Genomic DNA, 20,563 nt, shown 5'->3' on the forward strand with positions numbered 1-20,563 from the left:
GGTGGCGGCGAGCCAGAGCGGCGCGGCCAGGATCAGCGCCAGCGCGCCGCCCGTGACCCGAAACAACGGGCCGTCGCCTGCGTTCGCGCGTTGGAGCGCAGCGGGATCGAACCAGGGGTCGCCGGGTCGCCGATCGAAGAAAGGCCAGGCGGCCGCCATGACCACGACCATGATGATGGCGAAGAAGACCCAGCCATAGACGACATGATCGAAGCCGACCGCCGCGTCGACCGTGGTCAGATGCGCGACCAAAATGGTGGCATAGGCGCGCACGCCATTGGCCAGGATCGACAGGCAGAGCGCGCCGACCATGAAGAGGATGCGGCGGCTCCAGCGGCGGAAGCAGACATTGCAGACCAGCACGCCATAGGCGGTCATGGCGATCAGGAACTTCGCGCCCGAACAGGCCTCCGCCACTTCGAAATAGCCGGTCGGCGTCGTGATGAAGATGCCCTCCAGATGCGCCGGCACGCCGCTGAGATCGAGCAGCAGCATCGCAAGCCGCGCCGTCAGCAATTGCAGCGGCGGCACGATCTCGTCTCCGAAAGGGACCATGAAGAAGGCGTAGAAGAGGGGAAAGAGCAAGGCGCGCGCGACCGCCGGGCCAAGCAGCGCGATGGTCGCGCCCTGAAGCATGACGATCAGCGCGCCATGGCGGATCATCGCCACACCGGCCGCCGCGCCCAGCAGCCAGGCGAAGGCGCCCGCTCCCAGCCATAACAGCCCCGGCGTCCAGGCGACCGGCCGCAACTGGCGCAGGCCGGGCAGACGCTGCTGCACCAGCCACGCGATCAGCAGGGGAATGAACAGGCAATGGCCGAAGGTGGAGGCGTTCCACCAGATCGACACCATGCTGCGCACGTCGCCAAAGAACAGGGCCAATATGGCCAGCGCGACCGCGCCGAGCGCGACGAGATGACCACGCCAGCCCGTGAGATCGAGATAGCGCGAACGATCCGGCGCGATCACCTGCCCGGTCATGCCATACACGCCCCGGCCGCCGCCCGGCCTAACAGCATGTCGGGCAGATGCCGCAGCGTCGCCGACCAGCGATAGCGCGCCTCCATCCGGGCGCGCGCTGCCGTTCCCAGCGCGGTGGCGCGGGCGGGATCGGCCAGCAGCGCCAGCACCTTCGCCGCCTCTTCCGCCGGATCGGCGGCGACGAGCAGATGATCTTCGTCCACGGCGTCGATCCCCTCGGCCGCCTGCGGGGAGGCGACCACCGGCCGGCCCATCGCCATGGCCTCCAGCACCTTGTTCTGGATGCCGCGCGCGATCCGCAGCGGCGCGACCACCACATCGGCCGCCGCCAGCCAGCCGCGCACGTCCGGCACGCCGCCGGTCACGATCACGCCGGGCAGGTCGGCGAGCGCCTGCACCGACCTGACGGGATTGCGCCCGACAATGGCGAAGCGGGTGTCCGGGCGAACGGCGCGGATGGCGGGCAGAGCCTCACACGCGAAGCTTTCCACCGCCTCCACATTGGGGCGATAGTCCATCTGCCCGGTGAAGACGAGCAGTGGCCCCTGCCCCGGTTCGATCGGCGCGACTTCAGCGGCGGGATCAAAATAGTCGAGCGCCACGCCATTTTCGAGCGCCATGACCTGGCGCGTATTCAGCCCGGTCGCTGCGCGGAATAATTGCGCCTCGGCCTCGCTCACGAAGCTGGAGACGGCAGCGCGCCGGGCGACGCGGCGTTCGAAATCGAACAACAGGCGGCCTTCGCGCCGATTGATCCACGCCATGGGTCCACTGCCCTGGTCGCCATAGGCGGCATATTTGGCGGAATCGAAATCGACGAAATCCATCATGAAACGAACATCGGGCGGCAGCACCGGCACGAAATGCGCCATTTGCGCGGAATAGGCGAAGACGGCGCGGATCGGCCGTTCGGCCAGGGTCTGCGCGACCCATTGGTGCAGCCCCGGATGATCGAACAGGGCGATGAGCATCGACTGGCGCCTGGCAAGGCCGGTCAGGCCTGCGACGACCCTGGAGCGGTCGCGCGGCAAGATGCACTGGCTGGCGGCGACCTGCGCCAGTTCGCCGGCAAAGCCCATGTCGCGATCATCATCGGCGAAACAGCCGACATGCACCGGAGCCATCTCCGCCAGGCGCTTGAGCAGATGGCAGGAGCGGATCTTGTCGCCGCGGTCGGGCGGAAAGGGTATCCGATGGCAAAGGAAGAGGATGTCGCCGTTCACCCCAGTCCCCGTGCGATATGCGGGCCGATCAGGTTCGCCATCGACAAGGGCAGCTTCTTCCAAAGCTCCACCTTGCGCCGATATTGGGGAGAGAGCGGATTGACGTCGCGCGTTTCCTGCCCCGGCATGGTGCGCAGGTGATAGCCCAGCGGCTCGCCGTCAAAGCCCCAGCTCTTCTTCCACGCGGCCGGCCCCGTCCCGACCTTCGACCGGCCAAAGTCGAAAATGGTGCAGCCGCGCGCCCGCGCGCTGCCCATCAGCCGAAAATATAGCGCTTCATTCGATCGCATCATGCGCGCGCCATCCGCCGCGCCATGCCAATAGGGCATACAGGCGCCGCGATGATAGAGGCTGATGACGGCGGATAGCGGCTTGCCGTCCTTCGACACCAAAGCGATGTCGGCGGCATCGCCGAGCTGGTCGAGCACGCCATCGAACAGCGCGCGCGGGAAAACCGGCGTGCCCAGATGATGCACGCTCTGGGCGTAGAGCCGATAATGAATGTCGCGCAGCCGCTTGTCCCGGCCGATCTCAAAGCACAGGTCGTTGGCCAGCCCCTTTCGAATTTCAGCACGGTGCCGCTTGGGCACGGACTTGAGTTCGGTTTCATCATCGGCGGCAAGCGGCCGGGCAAAACCGAGATAGGCGTCCGCCTTATTCTGCCAGATGTCCGCGGCGGGCGCATCGCCGCCGCGCAGTTCCACTGTGGCGCACCCCAATTGCCGGGCCATCGTCCAGGCGGCCTCCGCCAGCGCGGGCGCAGCCTTGCGATGACCGGCCAATATGCCGCCATCGACCGCGAAGCCGCTGCTCACGAGGGCACGGCCGAACAGGGTGGAGCGAATATGGGTGAGCGGCAGCACACCGGCGACATCGCCCGACGGCCGCCGCGCGACCAGCATCTTCGCCTTCTGGCCCGTGCCCGCTTCCACCCCCATGATCCAGCCAGGGCGGTGAAAGGGGGTCGAGCCGGGATGCGCCATGACCCAGCCGTCCAGTTCCGCGACCGTCGCGGGATCGGACAGCCGGGCCGCTTCTACAATGATATCCAGATCGACCATCGCGTTCATCTCAGCCCCCCAGCACTCACCCCAAACCACGCGCGATCAGCGGGCCGACCAGATTGGCCACCGGCAGCGGCAATTTTTTCCAATATGCGATCCGACGTTGATATTTGGCGCTGTTAGGATCGACATCCCGACCCGCGCCGATGACGGACCAGCCATGATAGACAAGCGGCACTGGTTCGAAACCGAAGCTCTTTTTCCAGGCCGCCTGGCCGCTGCCGACCTTGGACCGGCCGAAGTCGAACGCGTTCATGCCGCGAGCGCGGGCGTGACCCATGAGCCGGTAATAAAGAAGTTCATTGGATCGCAGCCGCCGGGCATCGGCAGTGCCGCCGCCCCAATAGGGCATGGCGCGCCCCTGATGATAAAGGGTAAGGACAGCGGACACCGCCCGGCCGCCATCCCGCACGATCAATATGTCCGCATCATCGCCGAACCGGTCAAGCACCGCGCGGAACAGCCGGGCGGGGAAGACCGGGGTGCCAAGGTTGCGCACGCTGGTCGCATAGACGTGAAAATGGTCGCGCAGATGGCGCCTGTCGGCGCCGATGTCCACGGTCAGCGCGGGGTTGGCCAGCGCCTTGCGCAGCTCGGCGCGATGCTTGCGCGGGATAGCGAGCAGTTCAGCCTCGTCATCCGATGCGAGCGGGCGGACGAAGCCCAGATGCTGGCCCTCGCGCCGTTCCCAGCCTTCACCCGGTGCCGGACCACCGCGCAGTTCGAGCGCGAGACCGCCTCGTTCGCGCGCCATATCCTGCGCCGCCGCCGCCAATATGGCGACTGTCCGTTGGTCATCCGCGACGATGCCGCCATCGACGGCAAAGCCGGTCGAGACGAGCGCCTGTCCGAACAGGGCGCTTTTGATATGATGCAGAGGCAACAGGCCCGCGATGCGCCCGGACGGGGCAACCGCCGCAAGCATCAGCGCCCGGTTCCCGGTCGCTTCCTCGATCGCGGCCAGCCAGGCCGGGCGATGAAAAGGTGTCGATCCGGCGCGGTCGAGGACATAGGCATCCGCCGCCGCCGCCTGCGCCGGATCGCGCAGGTCGAGTTGAGCGACCGAAATACCGGCGACGGCGCCCTGTATCATGGCGCGCGCGCGGCTTCGGCGTCGGCCAGCGCATCGACCCGCGTCCACGCGAAATCGCGCGTCAGGCGCCGCAGCTTGCCCGCCATCGCCGACAGGTTGCTATAGTGGCGGATGCGCGAGCGCAGCGGCGCGCCGGCCACGCGCGGCTGGCCCGGATCAATTTCCCAGGGATGAAAATAAATGATGGCGGGCCGGCCAGCCTGCTGGTTCACCTGCCGGATCGCCCAGCGGGAAAAGCCGTAGGGCAGCAGGCGGAAAAAGCCGCCGCCGCCCGCCGCCAGAGTGCGCCCGCCCCATTTCGCGGTCGTCACCGGCAGTTCCACCAGTGGCGAGTCCGCCACCGGCTTCCACGCGAAACGCGGCGAATCGGGCCAGCCATAATGATCGTGGCGGATCGGCGCGACGCTGGAGGAGTAGCGATAGCCTTCCTCCGCCAGGATCATATGCGCCCAGGGCGCGCGCGGGTCGATCGAAAAGCTGGGCGCGCGATAGCCGGTCACGGCGTGTCCGCTCGCATCCTCCAGGATCGTCCGCGCCTTGCGCAGATCCGCGCGGAACTGGTCGGGGGTGAATGTGAAGACGCGCGCATGGTCATAGCCATGGCTCGCCACTTCATGCCCGGCCGCCACGATCCGCCGCATCAGCGCCGGATAGCGTTCCGCCACCCAGCCCAGGGTGAAAAAGGTCGCGCTGACGCCCGCTTCCGCGAACAGCGCCAAAACGGCGTCGGTATTGCGTTCGACGCGATGGGCCAGCCCGTCCCAGTCGGCACGGTCGATCGTGCGTTCGAAAGCGCCGACCTGGAACCAATCCTCCACATCGACCGACAGGGCATTGCGCATGTCATTCCCACCTTGGCTTGCGCCTATGCCGCTGCGCTCAGGCGACGGCGGCATCCCGCGCGACGTCTTCCATGCGATCCTCGCGCTCGACCCATTCGACCAGCAGGGTGAGAACGCGGCGCAGCGCCACATCCTGTTCCTCGGCGCGAAATTCCAGCGACGAAAGCCGTTCCTCGATCAGGGTGAAGCAGCTCTTGAGCGCTTCGGGATCGATGGTCTGCGCCGGGGCGAAGGGGGCATGGGACTGCACTGCACGGAGCGAAGCGATTTCGGCGCGCAAGGCGGCAATCTCGTCCAGCATGTCGTGGCGCAACGCGGTCAGGCTTTCGGCCTCCGCTTCGTGCGCCAAAGCGGCTTCGACGGGCGCGTCGGCATCCGCCTGTTCGGCCTCTGCTTCTGCCGTTTCCACAGCCTCCTCCTCCTCGAACGCGGCGAGGGAGGATTCCATCTCCGCAATCTCGGCGTTCACGTCCCACTTGTCCGCCGCAAGGGATTGGGGCGCGGCGAAAGCGGGCGGCGCCAGTTCCAGTGCGAAATCCTCAACCCACTCATCATCGGTCGACGCGGCGGACGCGGCATGGAGCGCAACGTGGGCAGGCGGGGCGAAGGGCGCGGGCGCGTCATGATCGGCAGGGGGCGCGAAGGGAGCGGCCGACCAGGCCGGTTCCCCCGGCTCATGCCCGGTATCGTCATCCATCATCTCGGCGGACTGCGCGTCGTCCCAGCGCGCCTCGGCGTCCGAGCGATCCACATCCCACATCTGCGCCTCCACCAGATCGGCCTCAGATCCGCCGGCTTCGTCGTCGGCGGTCACGAATTCTTCCGTTTCGACGGACGGTTCCGTTTCGACGGACTGTTCCGCTTCGACCGTCTCCAGTTCCTCGGGTTCGACCATCTCGTCCAGCACCGATGCCGCCAGCGGTTCGGGCGCCAGGTCCACATCCAGCCCCATGTCGGCGACGACCGCCGCCACGGAGTCCGCGTCAATCTCGTGCAGATGCTCGATCGCGCCGAGCAGGAGCACGCGGCTCAGCAGCGCGTTGAGCCGGCGGGGCACGCCGCCGGTCGCAGCATACAGGGCGGAGAAGGCGGCAGGGGTGAAAGCGGGGTCGCCCGCCCAGCCGGCGATGCCGAGGCGATGGAGGACATAAGGCTCCACCTCGCGCGGCAGCATCGGTTCCAGATGATGAGTGGCGATGACCCGCTGGCGCAACTGCTCCAGGTCCGGCGACTTCAACAGGTCGCGAAATTCGGGCTGTCCCAGCAGGAATATCTGAAGCAGCGACTGGCCACCGAGCTGAAAATTGGACAGCATCCGCAATTCCTCAATCGCGGACACCGCCAGATTCTGCGCTTCATCGACGATCAGCAGCGTCCGCCGACCCGCGCGCGCCTGCCCATGGAGATAGCCTTCGATCTTTTGCAGGGTCGCCGCCTTGGTGAAGCCTTCCGTCGCCAGGCCGAAGCTCTGCGCGGCAAGGCGCAGCATGTCGTCGCCTTCGACCTGGGTCGACACGATCTTGACCGCCGTCAGCCGCAACGGGTCGATCGTCTGCATCAAATGCCCCACCAGCGTCGTCTTGCCAGCGCCAATGTCGCCGGTGATGACGATGAAACCTTCACCTTGCGCCAGGCCATAGCCCAGATAGGACAGCGCCTTGCGATGGGTGGCGCTCTCGAAATAATAATGCGGGTCCGGCGTCAGCTGGAACGGGCGGCCCTGCAATCCATAAAATTGTTCGTACATGTCTTCGTCTCCACCCGCTCGCGCTAGAAGCTGTAGCGCAGGCCGACCTGCCCCATGGCGCTGATCACCGTGTCGATGTCGTCGGCCTGCACGCCATCCAAGCCAAGCGAGGCCGATGCCGACAGGCGGCGGCCCAACCCCTTGTAGTAGCTGGTGAACGCGCCATAGTTGAGCACGTCCGGCCGTCCGCCGCTCGCGTCGAAATAGTTGATGTAGACAACCGTATCCAGGCTGTCGCGATCGTTGAACATATAGGTCATCGACCCGTTGCCGAACCAGTTTTCGTCCCGCGACCCGCGCACCAGCACGATCTCGCCCTGCGGCGTGATGAATTTGCGCTGCGAATAGCCCGCGCCAAGGCCCCAGCCCCATGGCCCGCGGCGCAGCGCATATTGCGCCGACACGCCACGATAGCGGAAATTGGCGCCGGTTATGCCCGAAAGCGCATCGTTGAAACACTGACCGCCGCCGGTCACGGAGAAGGCGCAGCCGGTCACGTCGCCGGTGAAGGGATTGCGCGCCACATCGAAGCTGCTGCCCGACAATGCCGCGACATCGGCGGTGACGAGCCGCCCGAAACTATCGATGCCGTCAAAGACGACCAGCGCGAAATGGCTGTCGCGGCCCTGCCACAGGAAGCTGCCCTGATAGGTCATGCCGCCATAACGTTCCCCCACCCGCGCCTGGAGCGAGGTCCGCCGGCTGGGCCGCCAGAGCACGCCCACGTCCCAGATGATGTCGTCGAAATCATAGACCAATGCGCGCGGCGAGCTTTCGTCCGTCACATAGCGGCCGTTGCGGATCAACGGCACGCCATCTTCGTCCAGCACCGGCGAACGCTGGCTGATCTTGATTTCCTCATAGCCAACGCCACCCACCAGCGCCACGGTCGGCGACACCGGCACGGTAGCGTCGATGCGGCCCCACGCATCCTCGAACCGCTGGTCGAGCTGACGCGCATCCTCCCGGTCGTAGCCGGCACTGGCGGTCAGGCCGATGCCGGGCAGCACTGTGTCGGGCGAAAAGCCGACCGACCCGAGCAGGCTGTGCGTCCAACTGTCGGCGAAGGAGCCGTCCGGCTGGGCATTGGCATTATTCAGGTCTACATCGTCATCGACGCGGGCATAGCCCAAGCGGTAGGATGCGTTAAGGTTCAGGTCGCCAATCTGGGTCGTGTAGGATGGCCCGGCATAGGCCGCCCATACCTGGCTGGTATAAGTGTCCCGCTGGGCCAGCGCGCCCGACAGCCCGTCGGTCCGCACGCGGGTAGCCAATCCGCCGGTCTGAAAGGACAGGCCCCGCGCCACTTTTATATTCGCGTTGGCGATGCCGCTCAGGACGTCCTGGTCGGACGCGCGGCTGCCCCAGCCGAAGCTGTGATTATATTGCAAGTCGATCGCCGCCTCGACCCGGCGGTTCTGCACCTCAGCCGTCACGCCGGCGGTGACATTGGTATAGGTCAGCACATCGCCGCCGCCCTTCAGCGGACCGGTGACGACCTGATCCACCCCCAGATAGGGCACGACATCGACGCGCCGTTCGCTGCGTGATTCCTGCGCCCCGGCGGGCATGGCCGCCAGCGTGCAGGCGGTCAGAGCGACGCGGGACAGGGTCCGGCGGATTGTCACCGTTCATCCCCCTTGCCATAATAATTGCCGAAGCGGCGCCCGGCGGTGAAGCGGACCGCATTGAGCAGCAGGCGAACCTGCACCCCACCCTTGAGCAGGCCGACCGCTTCGCGCAGCGCGCTTTCGCTGGTCTTGTCCGCCTGCGCCACCAGCAGGGCGATCGCGGCATGGCTGGCCAGCACAGCGGCGGGCGAAGCGGCGAGCAGCGGCGGGGAATCGAAGATCAGGATGCGTTCGGGGCGTCCTTCGGTCAGGCGCGACAGCAGCTGCTGGGTCCGGGCCGAGGCGAGATATTCGGTGTCATTGTTGCTGCGCGCGCCGGCGGGCAGCACGGCGAGCGAAGGCACGTCCGTGCGGATGATGCAATCCTCGATCGCGATGAGCGGATCAGCCAGTGCGTCCATCAAGCCCGGTCCGGCGGTCAGCCCCAGCGTCGCCGGGATGCCCGGCTTGCCGAAATCGGCATCGACCAGCAGGATTTCATGATCCTTTTCCGCCGCTAGGCTGAGCGCCAGATTGATGGCGCAAAAGCTCTTGCCCTCCCCGCTATTGGGCGAGCAGACCAGGATATTGTTGCCGCGCGCATTGCCCCGCAACTGCGTGAGCAGGTCGCGCTTGAGCAGGCGAAACTCCTCGCTCATCGCGGTCACGGGAGAATCGGGCAGCAGGAAGCCGCCCTCGATCAGCGCGTCCCGGTCGATTGGCTGGATCGGGCCGGTCCAATCGAGCGCGCGGGGCGCCGGCGCGCCGGAGGCATCGGCCGGCGGCACCGGCGGTTCAACGGGTGGCAGCGGCAAGTCGGCCGGCACATCGACGGCGGGCGCCGCGCGTCCTTTCAGCGCGGCGGTGAAATCGTAGATTTCGGTCGCACGCTCGATGAGCGATCCGCGACCCTTGATGGAGCTATGCTGGTTCATGGGGTCCGGTTCCTTCACGCCATACCGCGCTGGACGAATTCAACGGCGATCAGCAGCAGGCAGACCGCGGCCAGACCGCCACTTGCCCCCGCAAACCATTTGAGACGCTGCTTTTCGAGCGCGACCTGCGCCGCGCTGCGCAACTGGCTGATCGACCCGGCGACCGGCAGCCCGAGCGCCTTTTCGAGCCGCGCCGCAGTCGAGAAACTGCCCCGGAGCTGGCCAAGCGCGAACGCCACGCCGACCCCTGCGCCGATGCCCAGCACCAGCACGCCCAGCAGCAGCAGCGGCCGGTTCGGCGCGGTCGGCGCGGTCGGCGTGCTGGGCGGCTGGATGACACGGAACTGGACTGATCCGGTTTCCGTCTTCACCTCGCCACGCAGGCGGATTTCCTCCCGGTCGGCAAGCAGCTTGTCATATTGAGTCTTGAGCACTTCATAGTCGCGATCGAGCTTTTCCTGCTCCGACGCGATGCCCGGTTCATCGACCTGGCGCGCCATCATGGCGTTGAGATCGGACTGAAGCTGGGCCTTGCGGGTCTGGAGCGCCTGCACCGTGGCGGCGCGTTCGGCCTGCATCGACTTGATGGACAGATAGGCCGGATTGGGCGTGCTGCCCCCGCCGCTCGCACTGCCGCCGGTCTTGCGCAGGGCATCGACTTCGCGACGGGCGGCGATCACGTCAGGATGATTGTCGGTCCAGCCGCGCGCCTTCATGGAGGCGAGGTTCGACTGGGCCTGGGACAATGCCGACGGCCCGCCCGAAGCGCCGACGCCCGGCAGAGTCTGCGGCGTTCCGGCAAGCTGGCCGTTCATCGCCGACAGCGCGCTTTGCGCCTGGACGAGCTGGGAATCGATGGTGTTAACCTCCATCCGCGCGGCATCCATGCGCTGGCTGATGGACCCGGCGCCCGGCAGCAGGCCGACATAGCGCTGCGCAAATTCGACGCGGCGCTGGTCGGCCGCCTCCAACTGCTTGCCACGGGCCGCGATCTGCTGGTCGAGGAAGGCGAGGCTCTGCTTGGTTTCGTTGCGGTCGCCCGACAGATTTTCTTCCTGGAAGATGTCGATCAGCTTTTGCACCACCTGCTGGGCAATGCGGGCATTGGCGCCGTCGGACAGGCTGGAATCATTGGAAATCGCGCTGATGTCGATCATGCTGGGATCGGCCTGCGCCAGCACGGTGATATTCTCGCGCAACTTGGTGATCTTGGCGGCGATGTCGCGGGGGCCGGAGACGCTTTGCGACAGGTCGGTGCCGCGCACGACCTTTTCCAGATTTTCCGCGCTGGCCAGCGTGCTGCGCACCCGGTCCAGATCCTGCTGCGACTGGACCTGGGTGATGCCCATCTTGTCCTCCAGCAGCGACTGGGTGTTCACATAGACCCGCGCCTTGGACTGATAGCTGTTCGGGATCAAAGCCACGCCCAGCCAGCCCAGCATGCATATGCCCCAGGCCACCGCCAGCGCGATCCAGCGGCGGTTCCATATCCCGTGCAACAGGATCAGCAGTTCATCGTAAAGGCCGGCCATGGTCAGAACATGCTTTCGGGGATGATGATGACGTCGCCGGGCGCCAGCATGACATTGGCCTTGGTGTCGCCCTTCTTGAGCAGGTCGTTGAGGCGGACCTGATATTCTTTCTGCTTGCCGCTATTCTTGTCAAAGCGAACCAGCCGCGCGCGGTTGCCTGCCGCAAATTCGCTGAGGCCGCCGACCGCGATCATGGCGTCGAGCAGGGTCATGTTCGCCCGATAGGGGATGGAGGCCGGCTTGTCCGTCGCCCCCACGATCCGCACCTGCTGGCTGAACGTGCCGCTGAAATTATTGACGATGACCGAGACAAGCGGGTTCTCGATATATTGCGACAGGGCGATCTTGATGTCGTCCGCCAGCATCTTGGGCGTCTTGCCCACGGCCGGCATGTCGGTGATCAGCGGCGTCGTGATGCGCCCGTCGGGGCGCACCTGCACCTTGGCACCCAGTTCGGGATTGCGCCAGACGAAGATGGTGAGGTCATCGAGCGGGCCGATGATATATTCCTCGCCCGGCCCTTCCTGCGTCGAAACGAAGGAAGCCGGCGGCAGTTGCGGCCCGGACGGCGCGGAGGCGCAACCCGACAAGGCGACGGCGGGCAAAGATGCACCGATCAGAAGCCTGGAAACCGAAACGAAACGCATAATCTCACCCCTTGTCGTGGCCATGCACGGCCAGCCGCCAAGAGGTGACAGCGGCTCGACAGCACAGGGCTTTGGGCTTCTTCATGCCGGTAAAGGGTAAAGATACCGTTAGGAGTCAAGTCATCTGTAAATCAGCCAAGTAAAAGTTCGCGTGGACCGGGATGGCCCAGAAATGCCGTGGGGCTGGCGGACGCACCATAGGCGCCCGCAAGGAAGATGGCGATCAGGTCGCCTTCCTCGACCGGCGGCAGCGCCACCTTGTCGCCCAGCCGGTCGATTGGCGTGCACAGGCATCCCACCACCGTCACCGGCTCCTCCGCCGGCGCGGCGCCGAAGCGGTTGGCGAGGGCGATCGGATAGTTGCGCCGCACGACCGTGCCGAAATTGCCGCTGGCCGCGAGTTGATGATGCAGCCCGCCATCGACCACCACGAAGGTTTCGCCCTGGCTGACCTTCACATCCACGACGCGGGTCAGATAGACGCCGCCCTCCCCCACCAGCCAGCGGCCCAGTTCGATCGCGAAGCCGCTGTCGTGGAGAATGTCGGCCCGCTCTTCCAGCGCCGTGTCGAGCACCACCCCGATCGGGCGGATGTCGAGTCGTTCGTCGCCGGGGAAATAGGCAAGGCCAAAGCCGCCGCCCAGATTGACCAATGGCGGCGACGCCCCGACCTCGTCCGACAAACGCGCCGCCAGCGCGATCGTCGCCGCTTGCGTTTCGATGATCGCCAGCGGATCGAGATTCTGGCTGCCCGCAAAGATATGCCAGCCCCGCCAGTCCGCGCCGGCATCGATCACCGTGCGCGCCAGCGCCGCCGCGCGGTCGGTATCCACGCCGAAGGGCTTGGCCCCGCCGCCCATCCGCATACCCGATCCCTTCAGGTCGAAGTCCGGGTTGACCCGGATGGCGAGACGCGGCCGTTTGCCGATCGCATCCGCCGCCGCCAGAGCGCGCCGCGCCTCCCCTTCGGATTCCAGGTTGATGGTCGCGCCGGCGAAAATGGCGGCGGACAATTCGTCATTGCGCTTGCCCGGCCCGGCGAAGCTGATCCGCTCGGGCGCCATGCCAGCTTCCAGCGCCATCTCCAATTCGCCGCCAGACGCGATGTCGAACCCATCGACCTGAAGCGCCATGCGCGCCAGCAGCGGGGCGAAGGGATTGGCCTTGACCGCATAATGAAGATGGACCGCCGCCGGCATGGCGTCGCGAAAGCGCCGCACCTGCGCCTGGATGATATTCATATCATAGGCAAAGAGCGGCGTGTCGCCCGCTTCGTCCACCAGGCTGGCCGCGCCGCAGCCGCCGATCAGCAGCATCCCGTTCTCCGCCCCGAACCAGGGCGGGATTGGTCCCATGGGCTTCATGCGCCATGCTCCAGGGCCGAATAGGCTGCGGCCAGCGCCACCCGGTCTATCTTGCCATTGGGGTTGCGGGGAAATTCGGCGAGCATGATGATGTCTTTCGGTTGCATGAAATTGGGCAGTTCCTGCCTGAGATGCGCCGCGACGGCAGCAGCCAGACCGGACTCCGCGCCTCGCAGGAGCAGGCGCACCGCCTGTCCCAGCCGTTCATCCTTCACGCCCAGCGCCACCGCTTCGGCAACGCCCGCCACCGCGACGGCGGCTTCCTCAATCTCGGTCGGGCTGATGCGGTTGCCCGCCGACTTGATCATCGCGTCGTCTCGGCCGACGAAATAGAGCAGGCCTGCGCCATCGCGCCGCACCGTGTCGCCCGACCACACCGCCATGCCACCATAGCGCGACGCTGCGGGGGCGGGTCTGAACCGCTCGGCGGTGCGCGCGGGATCGCGCCAATAGCCCTGCGCCACCAGCGGGCCGCAATGAACCAGTTCGCCCGGCTCCTCGTCCGCCGCCACGCCCCCGTCAGGCCGCACGACCAATATTTCGGCGAAAGGAATGGCGCTGCCCATCGAATCTGGATGGCTCTCGACCAGCGCGGGCGGCAGATAGGTGGAGCGAAAGGCTTCGGTCAGGCCGTACATCGGATACAGTTCCGCCTGCGGGAACAATGCGCGTAGCTTCGCCACCAGCGGCCGGGTAAGCGCGCCGCCGCTGTTGGTGAGGCGCCGCAACTTCGCCGCTACCTCAACGGGCCAGTCCAGTTCGACAAGCTGCACCCAGAGCGGCGGCACCCCGGCGAGCGTCGTGATGTCGCGCCGACCAATCAGCTTCAGGACGTCGCGCGCGGTCAGATAATCGAGCGGATAGACGCAGCCGCCGGCCATCCAGGTGGAAAACAGTTGATTCTGACCGTAGTCAAAGCTGAACGGCAGCACGCAGGCGGTGCGATCCTGCGGCGTCAGTTTCAGATAATCGGCCACCGCCACAGCGCCCAGCCACAGATTGGCGTGGGTCAGCATCACGCCCTTGGGCCGCCCGGTCGATCCGCTGGTATAAAGGATCGCCGCCAGATCCTGCGGGTCGGCCGATGATGGACCGATCGCCTTGCCGCCGCTCATCGCGCAGGCGGCGTCATCCTCACGATGGAGCTGGCACCCGGCGGGCACGTCGTCGGGCCGGAGGCTGTCGATCCGCATCGCCGTGCCGATCAGCATCGCCGCGCCGCTGTCGGCCAGGATATGAGCGACCTGCGTATGTTTCAGCAGCGGATTGACCGGCACATGGACCAGTCCTGCGCGCGGGGCAGCCAGCGGCATGAGCGCCGCCACCGGCCCCTTGGCCATCCAGCTCGCCACCCGCGCGCCCGGCTCCAGACCAAAGCCCGCCAGCCAAGCGGCGAGCCGGCCCAGCGTCTCTTCCAGTTCGGCATAGGCATAGCTGCCCGATCGGCCATCCAGCGCCGGGGCGGACGGATCGCCGCGCAGCAACAGATGGTCGATCGGCCGCATAGCTGCGCCGTCGATGCTGGGAACAGCTTCAGTCACGGATACTTAACGCCATATGCAGATTTTTCTCCTATTCGTCGCGTGACAGGGCGGAGATAGTCGGTTGCAGGCGCCAAGGGAATATCACAGCTTTGCCGAAGTGCGACAGGCGCTTGCTGGCCGGCTCGAACGTGCGCACCGGCCGGGGCTGTTCGACCGGCTGGACTGGTTCGAGGCGCTGCACCGGCATTGTTTTCCCGCTATGCCGGTCAGGATGCTGGCCGCGCGGGAAGGCGATGGCGAGGCCTGGTTGTTCCTTCTCGCCCCCGCGCAGCGCCGCGCCACGGCACTGGCCAACTGGTACAGCTTTGCCTGGGCGCCGGTCTTTGGCGGCGCGCCCGATGCGCCCGCCCGACAGCGATTGCTTGACGCCCTTGCCCGGCATTTGCGGGCAAGCTGCGCGCAGGTCGACTTTTATCCGCTGGAGGAGAGCGCTCCTCTGCTGGCCGCGTTGCGCCGCACCGGCTGGCTGGCGGTGGGCCGGCCCATGGGCGGGCGGCATTTGTTGCGGGTCGAGGGCCGCGATTTCGCGACCTATTGGGCGGGTCGCCCCGGCCGGCTGCGCAACCTGGTGAGACGCAAGGGGCGGGCCAGCCCCTTCACCCTGGCGATCAGCAGCACGCTGACGCCCGCGCTGTGGCGCGACTATGTCGATGTTCATGCGCGCAGTTGGAAAGAGGCGGAACCGGATTCGGGGCTGGCGTTCCTGAACGCGCTGGCCGAACGGGAAAGCGCGGCCGGCACGTTGCGCCTGGGCTTTGCGCGCATCGACGGCCGGGCCGTCGCGACCCAGCTCTGGACGGTCGAAAACGGGGTCGCGCTGATCCACAAATTGTCGCACGATCGCGCTTTCGACGGCGCGTCGCCAGGGACATTGCTCAGCCATGCCATGTTCGCCCAGGCGATCGACCAGGATCGCGTCGCCATGATCGATTATGGCACCGGCGATAATGGCTATAAGGCCGACTGGATGGAGCAGCGCATTCCGCTCCACCGGATCGACGCCTTCAACCCCCGCTTTGCATCAAGCTGGCTGCCGGCTGCGCGCACGGCTATTTCCGCGCTTGTAGGTTAGCGCATGACGCTCTAATCAGGCGCGCATCATGCGGGCGCAAAATTCTCAGCCGGTGGATCAGGCCATCGCGGTCGAAACCCAGATGCGGGCGCTGTTGCGCGACGCGCTTGGTCTGTCTCAGGAACGTGTCGACAGCTTTACTGCCGACACGCCGCTGTTCGGGGCGCTGCCCGAACTGGACTCCATGGCGGTCGCGGGCCTGCTGACCGAGATGGAGGATCGCTTCGGCATCCTGATCGAGGATGAGGATATTGACGGCGACACGTTCGAAACGTTCGGGTCGCTGGTGGCGTTCGCGCAGGCGAAGATCGGCTGACCTTCGCCCGGCGGCGTCCCCGTTACGCGTCCACCAGTTCCTCGAAATCGGCTTCGGCCAGGAATTTCTCGACATCGAGCGCGGCCATGCAGCCCATGCCCGCCGCCGTCACCGCCTGGCGATAGATTTTGTCGGTGACGTCGCCGGCCGCGAAAACGCCGGGAATGGCGGTGCGGGTCGTGCCCTTTTCCACCAGAATATAGCCTTCGTCGAGCGGCAGCTTGTCGGTGAACAATTCGGTCGCGGGATGATGGCCGATGGCGACGAAACCGCCGTCGGTCGGCACATGGCTCTTTTCACCCGTCACCGTGTCGGTCAGATCGACGCCGACCAGCCCTTCGGGCGCGCCGCCGCCGACGAAGCGGTCGACCGCCTTGTTCCAGAGGATCTTGATGCTGGGATGCGCCTTGAGCCGCTCCTGCAGGATTTTCTCGGCGCGCAGCGAGTCGCGACGATGGATCAGCGTCACATCATGGCTGTGGTTGGTGAGGTAGAGCGCTTCTTCGACCGCGGTGTTGCCGCCGCCGATGACCACGACCTTCTTGCCGCGATAGAAGAAGCCGTCGCAGGTGGCGCAGGCGGACACGCCCTTGCCCTGAAGATGCTCCTCGCCCTCCACGCCCAGCCATTTGGCTTGCGCGCCGGTGCAGATGACGAGCGTGTCGGCGACATAGAGGGTGCCGCCGTCGCCGCGCAGGCGGAACGGCCGCTCGGACAGGTCGACATCGACGATCTGGTCATACATCATCTGCGCGCCGACATGTTCGGCCTGCGCCTGCATCTGCTCCATCAGCCACGGCCCCTGGATCACGTCGCGGAAGCCGGGATAATTTTCGACATCGGTGGTGATGGTGAGCTGCCCGCCCGGCTGCATCCCCTGCACCACGATCGGCGCGAGGCCCGCGCGCGCGCCATAAATGGCGGCGGACAGCCCCGCCGGGCCGGAACCGAGGATCAACATGCGGGTGCTGTGGGTGGCGGTCATATCAGGCTTTCAACTGCGATTCGGACAAGGCGACAGAGATAGGCGGCGCGACCGCATGCGCAAGCGAAGGATTTGCTTGGGGCGGGAGAAGCTGCGCTCGGCCCGCCTGGCCGGGGTGAGCAGGCGACGCGGCCGGTCCAAGAACGCCCCACCCCGAAGTTCACACCGTCGTAGGGCAAATTCGGCCCGTTTCGCTCCAATAGTAACTCCGACGCGCCAGTGAAGCGTCAGTGAGGTATCGATCACGCCCCGGTTGCGCGCCAACGACGCCACGGCAACGCGCCTGTCGCGCGGTTGCGCGGAGCGGGCGAAGGCGGGAAGGCTGAACTGTTCCATCGCAGAGGATAGAGCAGAGGAAATCCTACATTGAAAGGGTGGCCGCTGAAAACCCAAGGTCGGGTTACGACCCACAACCGGGCATAGAAGTTCAGCTTCGTTTGCCGCTGATGGCCGATTGCGGAATGTCGGGTTACCGGCGCGCAGGCACGAACAACTGCCCGGCAGCTTGCCGATGCGGTTCCAATACCAGCACGCGAGCCAACTACTTTGGTGCACTCGCCAACGCCAGCAACCAGCTTAGATCACATACCCATAAACGGGATTTCCAAAGCGGCGGTGATCTGATTCATTCTCCAAGAAGGAGATTGAGATGGCTCGGTTCGATCTGACGGATTTCGAGTGGTCTGTGATCGAGGCGCTAGCTTCGCATGGATAGGCACGGGCCAAGATGGGTTTGATTGCTTTCCATGTTGCATCGGGTAGAAATTCCACCGAGTATTTAATCTGGGCTTCGATTTCGTCTAAGGGATTAAGTGAGGAAAACAGATTTCATGATCGCGCTTACTTTGCTTTCGGCATGTGGAGGCGGAGCGCCAAGTGATGAGCAAGTATTTGATATTGCGCGAAAGGAGCTAAGGGCGGGATTGGCATCGCAAGTCGGAATGAGGCCGGACCAACCTGATACGACCCTAGATGAAGCGATCAAAAAATCAGAATTCTCGATAGCAGAGCCATGCCAGCCTCATCCACAGATGCCTCATGTCTATGCCTGCGCAGTGAAAGTGAGGGTTGCGCTGCCTCTGCCGATCAGAGAGGGAGAAAAAGAAGTGACAATGCCCGTTATGATGATCAAAGGTAAAAATGGATCATGGATTGATGGAATGCAATGTGGCGGAGATTTTGCTCCCGACTGCTAACATATGATTATTGAACGGGAGAATTGTCGTGAGATTTACGTTTAGGCTGAAGTTATTTATCGGACTTATTTTGTCGCTATATGTCATGGTTAAGTCCGGTGACTGGCAGACGGCTATGACATACCTCTCATTGTCAAGAAATCTCGGAGTTGAGGGGGCGGCCTCAAGGGGCTGGGCGCTGTTGTTCAGTGGCTTCGTTGTTAGCCCCATATTTATTGCGATCCTAATTTCAGTGGCTATCCGACTGCTTCGCGGACTTGCTGTCATTCTTGGACTTAAATCAGCGCCCCAGAGGCGCTCGCCCAGGTTCGCTACACGCGAACAAAAGCGGCAGCAGGAAGGGATTGTGGACGCGGAATGGAAAGAGGTGATCGAGATAGAGAAGAAGTGATTTGGCCCGGAGCGCATTAGGTGCGCTAGATGGACGATCCTAGCCGTTCAGCATATTTCTCGGGATGACAGCTTTTGGGAAAGATGCAAACCGCATCCAACGCCCGATATTGGCGCAATGCGGATATCAGGCACGGTAAACACAGATGTCCGCTACCCATCCGTGTTCGTCATCCCCGCGAAAGCCGGGATCTCAGGCGATGACGCGCCAGACCCACTGAGACCCAGCTTTCGCCGGGGTGACGACCAAGGGTCAAGACGTGCCTCCGGTCCGCTATCCATCCTTTCCAGCCATCCAGAAAGGAGGAACGCTGCGGTGCGACGCGAACTCAAGCCCAGCGAGCGGAAGCGGGCCTTGTTTCTCCTCTCATGAGCCGAGGGGGTTAGCGGGCGGACCCGCGCAATCGGGGAGCGTCAGCCCACACCGCTGCGACTGAAGCGCTGCGCGCGCAAGTCTCGCTGCCCCTCCCGCAAACGGGAGGGGAATATATAAGCCGGACGGCCCGCTGCTCACCCCTATGTCCGCGCGCCGCCTCAGCCACGGCACCCAAACAAAAGGGCCGGCGCGAGGTTCGCGCCGGCCCTTTTTTGTTGCGGTTCGATCGATCAGTTGATCGTGCCAAGCTTTCCGATCGCGCTGTCGACCAGCGCCTTGTCCGCCTTGGCGTCATGGCCCTGGACGATCAGCGCGGCGGCGGCGCTGGTCGCTGCGTTCACCGCCTTTGCGCGGATGCCGGCGATGGCCGCGCGCTCGGCGGCGCCGATCTTGTCCTCGGCCATCTTCTGGCGGCGGACGACCAGCGCTTCGGCATTGACCCTGGCGTCGGCGATCAGCCCTTCGGCCTCATGCTCCGCGGCCTTGCGCATCGCTTCGGCCTCTCCAGCGGCGGCGGCGAGCTTCGCCTCATATTCGCCCTTGAGCGCTTCGGCCTCGGCCCGCAGGCGCGATGCTTCGGCGAGCTGTTCCTTGATCTGCGCGATCCGGCCGTCCAGCGCCCTGCCGATCAGGGCCGGCACCTTCTTGACGAGCAGGATGAGGATGAACACGGCCATGGCCAGGCTGACCCAGGCCGTTGCGTCCATGCCGACAGCCTTGGGATCGGTATGGGGTTCAACGCCTTCATGCGCGACGGTGCCGACCGGTTCAAGCCCTTCGGCATGGATCGCCTCGCGCAGGGACGGGGCGGTCGCGTCGTTTTGCTGTGCTGCTGCCTCAGCCATGGGCCAGTGCCGCCTTTACTGCGTTGCGGGCTGCGTCTTCCGAAGCGTCAACGCCGGAGATGCGAGCCACCATGTCGCGCGCCGCTTCGGCGGCGACGGTTTCGATTTCTGCCAGAGCCGCATTGCTTGCGGCCTGGATGCGCGCTTCGGCCGCGGCGATCTTGCTCGCGACCTCCGCATCGGCGGCGGCCAGCTTCGCTTCCGAAGCCTTGGCCGCGTCCGCCTTTGCTCTGGCCATCACGGCCTGAGCGGCGACGCGACTTTCCGCGTCACGGACGCGATAGTCGGCTTCCGCATCATCCGCGCGGGCGAAGGCCGCCTTGGCCGCGTCCAGATCACCGGTGATCTTCGCATCGCGCGCGTCCGCCGTGCCCTGCACCTTTGGCACCATGCCGAGGCCAATGACGAAGAAGACGAAGCCGAATGTCAGCAGCAGCCAGAATATCTGGCTGGAGTAGGTTTCGGCAATTTGCGCGATTTGAGGCATGTTCCGGTCCGTCCGATCAGAGGGCGGTCAATAGAGGAAGCGGGCAAGACCGGCGATGAACCGCCCCGCCCGCTTCAATTCGTGCGTCAGGCCACGAACACCAGGATCATGGCGATAACGAACGCCAGCAGACCCAGAAGTTCCGCCGCGGCGAAACCGATGAACAGGCGGCCCTGCTGGCCGTCAGCGGCGCCCGGATTGCGCAGCGCGCCTTCCAGGAACGCGCTGAAGACGTTGCCCACACCGAGGGCGGCAATGCCCGCGCCGATTGCGGCCAGGCCAGCACCGAGCAGCTTTGCGGCTTCTGCGTCCAT

19 protein-coding genes are annotated in these 20,563 nt (G+C 65.3%); 3 read left to right on the forward strand and 16 right to left on the reverse strand.

The features are described from left to right. From xrtA to C100_RS33495, 12 genes are all read right to left on the reverse strand, one after another. Positions 1–981 (reverse strand): exosortase A (gene xrtA / locus C100_RS33440; RefSeq protein ID WP_037530132.1); only part of this gene is annotated, 981 nt, incomplete at its 3' end. Continuing rightward, a complete protein-coding gene (locus C100_RS33445) occupies positions 978–2,204 on the reverse strand; it encodes a TIGR03087 family PEP-CTERM/XrtA system glycosyltransferase (protein ID WP_024019394.1) in 1,227 nt (408 codons plus the stop codon). The genes xrtA and C100_RS33445, both read right to left, overlap by 4 nt. Next, positions 2,201–3,274, reverse strand: coding sequence for a FemAB family XrtA/PEP-CTERM system-associated protein (locus C100_RS33450; RefSeq protein ID WP_024019395.1), 1,074 nt, complete (start codon positions 3,272–3,274; stop codon positions 2,201–2,203). Before C100_RS33450 ends, C100_RS33445 begins: the two co-directional genes overlap by 4 nt. A 16-nt stretch (positions 3,275–3,290) precedes the next feature. Continuing rightward, positions 3,291–4,361, reverse strand: coding sequence for a FemAB family XrtA/PEP-CTERM system-associated protein (locus tag C100_RS33455; protein WP_024019396.1), 1,071 nt, complete (start codon positions 4,359–4,361; stop codon positions 3,291–3,293). Then, positions 4,358–5,203 carry an XrtA system polysaccharide deacetylase gene (locus C100_RS33460; protein WP_031309190.1) on the reverse strand — a complete coding sequence of 282 codons (846 nt, stop codon included), beginning with the start codon at positions 5,201–5,203 and terminating at the stop codon, positions 4,358–4,360. Before C100_RS33460 ends, C100_RS33455 begins: the two co-directional genes overlap by 4 nt. Before the next feature lie 37 nt (positions 5,204–5,240). After that, positions 5,241–6,950, reverse strand: coding sequence for an XrtA/PEP-CTERM system-associated ATPase (locus C100_RS49110; RefSeq protein WP_024019398.1), 1,710 nt, complete (start codon positions 6,948–6,950; stop codon positions 5,241–5,243). 23 nt (positions 6,951–6,973) lie between these two features. Continuing rightward, complete coding sequence (locus tag C100_RS33470; RefSeq protein WP_052028255.1) at positions 6,974–8,521, reverse strand: hypothetical protein; 1,548 nt, start codon at positions 8,519–8,521, stop codon at positions 6,974–6,976. Between the two features lie 53 nt (positions 8,522–8,574). Continuing rightward, positions 8,575–9,495, reverse strand: a complete 921-nt coding sequence (locus C100_RS33475; RefSeq protein WP_031309191.1) for a P-loop NTPase — start codon at positions 9,493–9,495, stop codon at positions 8,575–8,577. A gap of 14 nt (positions 9,496–9,509) precedes the next feature. Further along, positions 9,510–11,027: an XrtA system polysaccharide chain length determinant gene (locus tag C100_RS33480; RefSeq protein ID WP_024019401.1), complete on the reverse strand. Its 1,518-nt coding sequence runs from the start codon at positions 11,025–11,027 to the stop codon at positions 9,510–9,512. 2 nt (positions 11,028–11,029) lie between these two features. Then, on the reverse strand, positions 11,030–11,674 hold the full coding sequence (locus tag C100_RS33485) for an XrtA/PEP-CTERM system exopolysaccharide export protein (protein ID WP_024019402.1): 645 nt from the start codon (positions 11,672–11,674) through the stop codon (positions 11,030–11,032). Positions 11,675–11,805: 131 nt separating this feature from the next. After that, positions 11,806–13,038, reverse strand: coding sequence for a pyridoxal-dependent decarboxylase, exosortase A system-associated (locus tag C100_RS33490; protein WP_024019403.1), 1,233 nt, complete (start codon positions 13,036–13,038; stop codon positions 11,806–11,808). Next, a complete protein-coding gene (locus tag C100_RS33495) occupies positions 13,035–14,543 on the reverse strand; it encodes an acyl-CoA ligase (AMP-forming), exosortase A system-associated (protein WP_031309193.1) in 1,509 nt (502 codons plus the stop codon). Before C100_RS33495 ends, C100_RS33490 begins: the two co-directional genes overlap by 4 nt. A gap of 100 nt (positions 14,544–14,643) precedes the next feature. Here C100_RS33495 and C100_RS33500 point away from each other — a divergent pair, with 100 nt between their 5' ends. Both C100_RS33500 and C100_RS33505 read left to right on the forward strand, forming a co-directional pair. Then, positions 14,644–15,654, forward strand: a complete 1,011-nt coding sequence (locus C100_RS33500) for a GNAT family N-acetyltransferase (RefSeq protein ID WP_024019405.1) — start codon at positions 14,644–14,646, stop codon at positions 15,652–15,654. A 28-nt stretch (positions 15,655–15,682) separates the two neighbouring features. After that, positions 15,683–15,970, forward strand: coding sequence for an acyl carrier protein (locus C100_RS33505; RefSeq protein WP_024019406.1), 288 nt, complete (start codon positions 15,683–15,685; stop codon positions 15,968–15,970). A gap of 22 nt (positions 15,971–15,992) precedes the next feature. On the opposite strand, the gene trxB is transcribed toward C100_RS33505, so the two are convergent. Next, positions 15,993–16,955: a thioredoxin-disulfide reductase gene (trxB, locus tag C100_RS33510; RefSeq protein ID WP_024019407.1), complete on the reverse strand. Its 963-nt coding sequence runs from the start codon at positions 16,953–16,955 to the stop codon at positions 15,993–15,995. An 830-nt stretch (positions 16,956–17,785) separates the two neighbouring features. Between trxB and C100_RS48270 the strand changes: the two genes are divergently transcribed. Continuing rightward, positions 17,786–18,151: a hypothetical protein gene (locus C100_RS48270; RefSeq protein WP_152536444.1), complete on the forward strand. Its 366-nt coding sequence runs from the start codon at positions 17,786–17,788 to the stop codon at positions 18,149–18,151. 996 nt (positions 18,152–19,147) lie between these two features. Here C100_RS48270 and C100_RS33520 read toward each other — a convergent pair. The 3 genes from C100_RS33520 to C100_RS33530 all read right to left on the reverse strand — a co-directional run bounded on the left by C100_RS33520 (position 19,148) and on the right by C100_RS33530 (position 20,563). Beyond that, positions 19,148–19,762: a F0F1 ATP synthase subunit B family protein gene (locus C100_RS33520; RefSeq protein ID WP_024019409.1), complete on the reverse strand. Its 615-nt coding sequence runs from the start codon at positions 19,760–19,762 to the stop codon at positions 19,148–19,150. Then, on the reverse strand, positions 19,755–20,249 hold the full coding sequence (locus tag C100_RS33525; protein ID WP_024019410.1) for a F0F1 ATP synthase subunit B family protein: 495 nt from the start codon (positions 20,247–20,249) through the stop codon (positions 19,755–19,757). The genes C100_RS33520 and C100_RS33525 overlap by 8 nt, the downstream gene beginning before the upstream one ends. Positions 20,250–20,335: 86 nt before the next feature. Then, complete coding sequence (locus tag C100_RS33530) at positions 20,336–20,563, reverse strand: F0F1 ATP synthase subunit C (RefSeq protein ID WP_006961951.1); 228 nt, start codon at positions 20,561–20,563, stop codon at positions 20,336–20,338.

The sequence above is a fragment of the Sphingobium sp. C100 genome (assembly GCF_000508185.1).
Lineage (GTDB): Bacteria > Pseudomonadota > Alphaproteobacteria > Sphingomonadales > Sphingomonadaceae > Sphingobium.